At 49.6% G+C, this 6,946-nt stretch carries 5 protein-coding genes and 1 pseudogene; 1 reads left to right on the top strand and 5 read right to left on the bottom strand.

Annotated features, from left to right (window positions below; genetic code table 11):
• The 3 genes and pseudogenes from PsAD5_RS14225 to PsAD5_RS14215 form a co-directional block, all read right to left on the bottom strand.
• Nucleotides 1-184, bottom strand: a pseudogene (locus tag PsAD5_RS14225) (type I secretion system permease/ATPase); the annotation flags it as partial.
• A 141-nt stretch (nucleotides 185-325) separates the two neighbouring features.
• Entirely contained in the window at nucleotides 326-3,115 is a 2,790-nt protein-coding gene (locus tag PsAD5_RS14220; protein WP_063292604.1) for a discoidin domain-containing protein, read from the bottom strand.
• A gap of 170 nt (nucleotides 3,116-3,285) precedes the next feature.
• Entirely contained in the window at nucleotides 3,286-4,734 is a 1,449-nt protein-coding gene (locus PsAD5_RS14215) for a sensor histidine kinase (RefSeq protein ID WP_063292603.1), read from the bottom strand.
• A gap of 139 nt (nucleotides 4,735-4,873) precedes the next feature.
• On the opposite strand from PsAD5_RS14215, the gene PsAD5_RS14210 reads away from it, so the two are divergent.
• The gene (locus tag PsAD5_RS14210) at nucleotides 4,874-5,566 is read left to right on the top strand and encodes a response regulator transcription factor (protein WP_063286986.1); all 693 of its coding nucleotides are present in this window, start codon (nucleotides 4,874-4,876) and stop codon (nucleotides 5,564-5,566) included.
• Nucleotides 5,567-6,134: 568 nt separating this feature from the next.
• On the opposite strand, the gene PsAD5_RS28315 is transcribed toward PsAD5_RS14210, so the two are convergent.
• A complete protein-coding gene (locus PsAD5_RS28315) occupies nucleotides 6,135-6,521 on the bottom strand; it encodes a transposase (protein WP_208988621.1) in 387 nt (128 codons plus the stop codon).
• 36 nt (nucleotides 6,522-6,557) lie between these two features.
• Nucleotides 6,558-6,946, bottom strand: a 389-nt coding sequence (locus PsAD5_RS28310) for an IS110 family transposase (protein ID WP_208988620.1), incomplete at its 5' end; no start/stop codon positions are given.

Here is a 6,946-nt window from a genome sequence, read left to right as displayed (position 1 = left end):
GCAGTGGCACGCTGTGGCTGGCGAGCACGCGATCATAGATCTGCAGCATGAACATCGGACCCGTCAGCATCAACAGGTTGATGACCAGACTCAAGACCCCAACGCCCGCATACCCGGACCGAGACGCAGCAAACGCCTCAGCCACCATAGGGCGCTGGCGTGAAATTGATTGTTGAGAAGACATGTTTCACTCAGGATAAGTAAGCAAGAAGCCCACCAAGACAGGCCAGAAAGGTGTCAGCTGTCCTAGACATAACTATAAATGACAACTCCACCCGAGATAAGAGAGACACGGACCGTCTTAGATCCGTGTCCTTGTGCCGTCTTAGGCTATGAAATCACCATAGATATCGATTTCAGCGATGTGCAGATAGTGCCCACCTGCATGATCGATGCGAACTTCGTCACCAACTATACCGCCAACTTCAATCAGCTGGTTGTGTGCGGAAGTCAGATCAGAGGATGACCAAACCACTGCCCCATCATCCAACACTTCGATGTGAGCTCCGGTCAGACGAGAGCTTGTCCAGTTGTCCTGACGGTTCTCAAGATCAATAAACTCAATCAGAGCATCTTCTCCCAGATCAATGCTCAACCATGGGGCTGGATCGCTTTTGCCCGTGTGGTTGATTGTATCAACGTCACCATCAAGAACGTTGAATGCGAGGTAATCATCGCTGACGTAGTTGGTTGATTGGTCTGCTGCGCTGGCATTCAGCGCGTCTGTCAGGTTTGTAAGTCCTGCATGATACGCTCGTTCAGCTGCTTGAGCCGCTGCGACAGTTACGTCATAGGTTGCCGTATCGCCTTCATTGGTGGAGATACTCGTTTGGAATGACGATTTGTGGAGGCTTGTTTCCCAGGTTACTGAATTGTCACTATCAATCGAGAGGCTATTGCCTTCATCAGATAGAGAGTTGATCAATGCATCGCGTTCAGACGCGGACAATCCTTCGAAAACGAGCACATCGGCTTTGTCCAGATCGGTTATCGTGTCCTTCCCAGAGTTGGCGGCAAAGACAAAAGTGTCGGCGCCCCCCCCTCCAGTTAACTCATCATCTCCACCAGCACCTGAAAGGATGTTTCGCTCTTCATCACCTTTAATGATATCGTTTCCGTCTGATCCGATCACATTTTCGATGAAGTACAACTTGTCGCTATCTACCTTCGTTATACGTCCGCCCTCATTGTCGGTCTTAATCGAGTAGATCGCACTGGAAACTGAGTAGTAGATGCCAAGATTTTCTTTCCAAATCTTTGTGCCCAAATCAATGTCGACGGAATCAGCTCCAAAGAAAGCTATAGTATCACTATCGGCGGTGCCGTCGAGGTTCTCGCCGCCATTGATGACATCATCGCCTGCACCACCAAACAAAAGATCATCGCCCCCCATACCATACAAATACGCCGTATCAGAATAATATCCCTCCCTGGGGGCAGTTGTGTTGGCTTCGGCTGGCACAAACGCGCCGAGGATGTCGTTCAGATTGGTGCCAATCCACATGTCGTTAGGGGCTTCATTGTCGTAAATCGTCCAACCAGCATAGGCCCCCACATCCATGAATCCCAGATTGGAACCGGCCATTTCACCGACCCATTCACCTAGATCCTGTAGTTCGTCTCCGAAGTAGAGCTTAGATCCATCGTAGTTGACATAGCTTTCCTTCAAACTTGCTTTGAGCGCATCAAAAAAATCACTATTGATCGTAACACCCTTGCCATTTTCGGTCATGTAGTCAGGAAAATAATCTACAAGGTCGTCAGCCCATTGGACGGCAAGGATTTCACGGTCTGCTGTTCCACGGTTGTCCCGTAATGTGAATGCCAAATCGTTAGCAGTCTCCCACTCGAAGGTGTAGTGGGTATTCAGATCAGTCTCGGATGCCGCAATTGGGATCATGATATGATCTTCAAACGGGTTAAAGTCTCTGACCTGAGCTTCGGCAGTCTCGCCCCAGTCTGCATCAATAGTAAAGGTTGTCTTTGATGAGTTGGTAGCTGTGTAGTAAGCATCAAAGCCAGAAGCTATAGTCTTTGCAACTGAACCAATTGCTTTCACGCCCGGTATAATCCCCACTGCGCTGCCTGCTGCATCCAGAATAGATGTCCAATCACTGCCCTTGTTAGGAAAAGCTGCTGATATATCGAGAACAAAATCGCTCGTGTAGTCAGTACTGCCATCGCCAATGATAAACATATCCGCACCAGAACCACCCCAAAGCTGGTCACTTACGGCTTGGTCTTTGAGCGAGCCTGAGGAGATGATATCGTTGCCTTCTCCTCCGTAAATTTTATCAGCGCCCGTGCCACCATCAAGAATATCATTCCCATCATACCCATTGATAATGTCGTCACCTGCACCGCCATAAGCAATGTCGATATTGTCTGCGATGATATCGACATTGGGTGTTGTTTGCACATAGATCGCACCATGTATGGTGTCATTGCCATCACCACCATACATTTCATTGGCGCTGTCTGCTGTAATTCCTGATGTGCCACCCCAGATTATATCGTTGCCCTTGCCACCAAAAATCAGATCAGCCCCTGCGCCACCTTCGATCGTATCTGCGTCATCTCCGCCATCAATGTAATCATCCCCTCCATTACCGACGAGCGTGTCATTTCCGTCACCTCCGTAAAGCTTGTCAGCATGCATTGTGCCTTTCAGCGAGTCATTGCCATCGCCCCCATAGGCCGTAACGCCATAAGACAGACCGTAAAAGTCGGCTGTGTCATCAGTGTAGTTGAAGTCGAAGATCTCAACATTGTGTGCAGTGACGTCCAGGGAGCTGAAATTGATGTGTGAGCTATCTTTCGAATGGCCCCCTTCGACAATGACGGTATTTCCATCGAGAACCTTGAGATCAGTCGAATAATTATTATCTCCACGATATCTCAACGTATCTATGCCTTCATTACCATAATAATGGAGGTTCGAGTTCTTCTTTACACTACTACCGCTCCTTGCTAATGAGTCCAGTGTCACTGAATCATTATGGTCACTGCCTACAAGGTTCGAGTCCTTTTTATTCTTTCTTGCGATCCAGCCGAATGTGTAGCTGCCATCAAGATATGAGTTCTTTGCAGCGATGCTCCAGATTGTATCTGCCATTTTCTAATCCATGTGTCAGTGCATACATTCGTTGTCCGAGCAGATGTCAGGTGAATGTATTGCCGAGTTTCTAAGGACAGAATTGTCCGACTCCTACATGGATACCGCGGGTATGATTTGAGGTCTCGTGACAAACTGTGACAAACACTTGTCACAGTTTGAGAGGCTGATTAATTCTTTCGGTAGAGTGGAAGGCGAAGCTCAGCGCGCAGCCCGCCTTCAGCGCGGTTAAAAAGTCCTATGGAACCACCTTGGTCAGTTACAATTGTCTTTACGATTGCCAACCCCAGGCCGCTACCGGGTATGTCTGTCGCCAAGCGCTGGAAAGGCTGGAACACACGATCTAGTTCCTCTTCTGGGATGCCTGGGCCATTATCATCAATGGTGATAACCGCTTCATCTCCGTCCTTAGAAACAGTCACATGAGCGGCGCTGCCATACTTGCAAGCATTTTCAACCAGATTGGATAAGCACCTTTGGATAGCATTCACGCGGCATGACACGATAACAGGTGCTGTGTCTGTCATTTCAGCTGCATCTCCCAGCTCACTGCGCTCTTCAATCACCACATCCAGCAGAAGTGTGAGGTCTACACGCTGGAAGTCTCCATCTCGCATCACCGCACGAGAAAAAGCCATAATAGATTCAACAATGCTCTGTATGCGATCTAGACGGGCCTCAATCTGATATCTGGTGGTTTGCGGACCAACGGCATCAACAAGCTGCTTGATCCCTGCCAAAGGACCTTTCAGATCATGAGCAAGACTGCGTAAAAGGCCAATCTGATAATCCACCGCCTGCGTAACGCGCTCATTCATTCGATTGAAAGACCTGATAATCTCACGGGTATCACGCGGTCCCTGCACAATCAAAGAGGAAGTGGTCTCGCCGCGCCCAAGCCGCTCTGCCTGATGAGAAAGGTGCCAAAAAGGTGCCATAACACGCCGACTAATCAGTAAAACTACCGCTGCAATTAAAAGAGAAACCAGACTCGATGTTATAAGCTTCGTGTAGGCTGCATTGATAGGTGGTAAGCGCCTGAGCTGATAAACCGTGAGCCAGTTGCCTGTAGCATCATGGCGCAATGCAACCCTGTACACTTCAGCGAGTGGCCAGGTTCTGAATAAGTTCAGAAGATTGTTTGACGGTGCCGGTTTCTCCTCAAAAACCCATTTTGGGGTCGTCTTCCAATCAAGCTCATTTACCAAAAGAGTACGCGGCGGTTCACCAAGGCCTAACATAGGTGTCTCTTCTGCCACCATTCCGCGGGGAGGAGGAGGAGTTGGAAAGCCTCGTTCTGTCACAACGACTTCTGAGACGGGTAACCCTGCACGGCCATACCAGGTAAGTGCTTCGGCCTCGATATCTGGGCGCCGTTCGTCACCATCAAGTAGAGCTCGCGGAACTCCCCATTCTATATGAACAGCGAGATTAGATAAGGTTTGTGTATATCGGACACGCTGGTTTTCTGGCAGGGCTAAGACACCACTGAAAGACCGACCAGCCAGTGTGAGATGAAGGCTTTTTTGAGCAGCTGTCAGAAGCTGCACATCAGCAACACGCGATACAATTACGTTTACGACTTGAACTGCCAATACCAGCCCAATGACCAAAAACATTAGTTGTTGACCAAGCGTAAGACGCGCTGAAAACCTCATTGATTTCATTTATCTATCTCGGCATTGGGACAAGTTGACACGCAGATGTTACAATATATGCGTGTTGCAAAGTCAATTGGATATCGAAGGTTTAGACCGGATGAGCGAGAGTATTTTGATCGTGGACGACGATCACACCCTCGGAGAAGAGTTGGGGAAGGCTTTGGTTAGCGCTGGCTACACCCCCCATCGGTGTATAAGTGTCCCCGAAGCGCGACAGGTTTGGAACAAGACAAAGTTTGATCTCTGCTTTGTTGACATTGTCATGCCCGGCCCCTCTGGCAAAGTGTTTTGCCGGGAAGTCAGAGAGCGGTCTGACGCTGCCATCATTATGATGAGTTCACTCAGTGACCAGGACACAATCATTGCGTTGCTTGACATTGGCGCCGATGACTATATCGTCAAGCCATTCACTTTTCCGGAGATGTTAGCCCGCGCACGAGCCGTGCTACGTCGTCGTAAAGATCACACTCAACAATATACGGCTTCTGCAATACAGATTGGAGATTGGACATTTGATCTTCAGCTGCGGCGCATTTCCAACATTAAAGGCCTTACCGTACCGCTCACTCAAAGTGAAGCAGCAGTCCTTCGTTTTTTTGCGCAAAGCCCTGGTGTTGTTTTCTCCCGCGAAGACATACTTGCCGTTGCCAGAACTCGACAGCACGCTGGCAAGGATGATCGTTCTGTTGACACGCTAATCAAGCGCTTGCGGCGAAAGATCGAAATTGAACCTTCAAATCCAATGCACATCCTGACTGAGTGGGGGAAGGGTTATACATTCCAGAACTGATAAGTTGCTAAAGTAAGCCTTACGTAATCTCCAATCAGATGCTCATTGCAACCTCTCTTCTAAAAGTCTTGATTAGCTTGCTCGGGACTAAGTATTTGCCTTTGATAAGATATGTGAGGAAGTTTTCAGAAACTTTGGCCTTCTAGACCAGAAAAAATGCTCTATCGCAGTGTGCAGGCCCTCAAAAGAAAGAAGAGGCGTGTTGGAACTTGCATAAGCTTGCTGAGACCCAAAATCGATGATTGGGCCCTACTAAGCAGAGGCCACGGCATCATCAATCCAAGTTGGTCTCAACCCTTGATAGAAACACCCGAATGACAGCTTCTCTAATCGGGCGCTGAGGTCAAGCTCTTTTTCCTTTTCATTCGGATCATATCCATCTCCGGGTCACGCTTCTCTTCGCAGTCTGGATCGCTCTTCATTGTGAGCGGCTGCATGCATGTGCCGGAATGGTTGTAGAGAGCCCCGCTTTTGGACGCGCTTTCATGGCGCAGCAGACATTTTCGGCTTCATCTACAAACCTCGTCCAGAGAGGGCGATCCTGCCGTGATATTGAGGTCAGGCTATATTATGCAGCAACCTCCAAGCCATCACGACAGAACGATGTATCATTGACCCACATGCGATGCATGACAACCGCAAGCTTTCTGGCTACCGCGACAACAGCACGGCGGCGCCCTTTGGTCCGCATCAGGCGCATCCCCCAGCTCTTGATGCTGGATCCGCCAGTACAGCGGGTTAGCATTGCATTAGCAGCCGTATAAAGGGCAGAGCGGACCTCCATGTCTCCTGCTTTAGAGATTCGGCCAGGATTATCAGTTTCTCCTGATTGAAAACGCCTCGGCGTTAAGCCGAAGTGGGCAGCAACCGTTCGCGAACTCCTGAACCGCGCCGGATCATCCACCGCAGCGACAAATGCCAGCGCAGTCATAGGGCCAACGCCGGGGATTTCCATTAGTCGCAAGCACACTGTATTGGTGCTTGCCGCGTGTTAAACGCGTTTGTCCAGCTCTTGATACGTGTGTAATAAAGCGAGCCGCGCGTCCAGAAGCGGAACCAGTGCCAGGCTCAAATCTGGGTGGACTTCGATAAACGGTCGCACTGTTGCATCAAAGCGTGTGTGTTTAATCCGTTCCGGCAGGGGCAGGCCGTAAACCTTCAAGAGCCCGCGTACCTCGTTTGCTAAGTCTATGCATTTACGCAAGCATGCCTTGCGACTGCGCAGGAGCGTGCGCATTGCATGTGAACGGTGACTTTTCATATGCACTGGGCTATACCAGCCGGAACGCAGGACTTGCGCTATGCCGCGTGCATCATTCTTATCGGTCTTGTTACGCATGGCCGACAGAGCCGCATGCACTTGCCTTGCCTCCATGCAGA

Origin of the sequence: Pseudovibrio sp. Ad5 (assembly GCF_001623095.1) — a bacterium.
Taxonomy (GTDB): Bacteria; Pseudomonadota; Alphaproteobacteria; order Rhizobiales; family Stappiaceae; genus Pseudovibrio.
The sequence above is the reverse complement of the archived record's forward strand: the minus strand, read 5'-3'. Positions and strand labels throughout refer to the sequence as shown.

What these genes read in the sequence shown, in the direction of transcription:
- PsAD5_RS14215 (WP_063292603.1), bottom strand. Translation starts at nt 4,734, where the DNA reads ATGTTTTTGGTCATTGGGCTGGTATTGGCAGTTCAAGTCGTAAACGTA.
- PsAD5_RS14210 (WP_063286986.1), top strand. Translation starts at nt 4,874, where the DNA reads ATGAGCGAGAGTATTTTGATCGTGGACGACGATCACACCCTCGGAGAA.
- PsAD5_RS28315 (WP_208988621.1), bottom strand. Translation starts at nt 6,521, where the DNA reads ATGGAAATCCCCGGCGTTGGCCCTATGACTGCGCTGGCATTTGTCGCT.
- PsAD5_RS14220 (WP_063292604.1), bottom strand. Translation starts at nt 3,115, where the DNA reads ATGGCAGATACAATCTGGAGCATCGCTGCAAAGAACTCATATCTTGAT.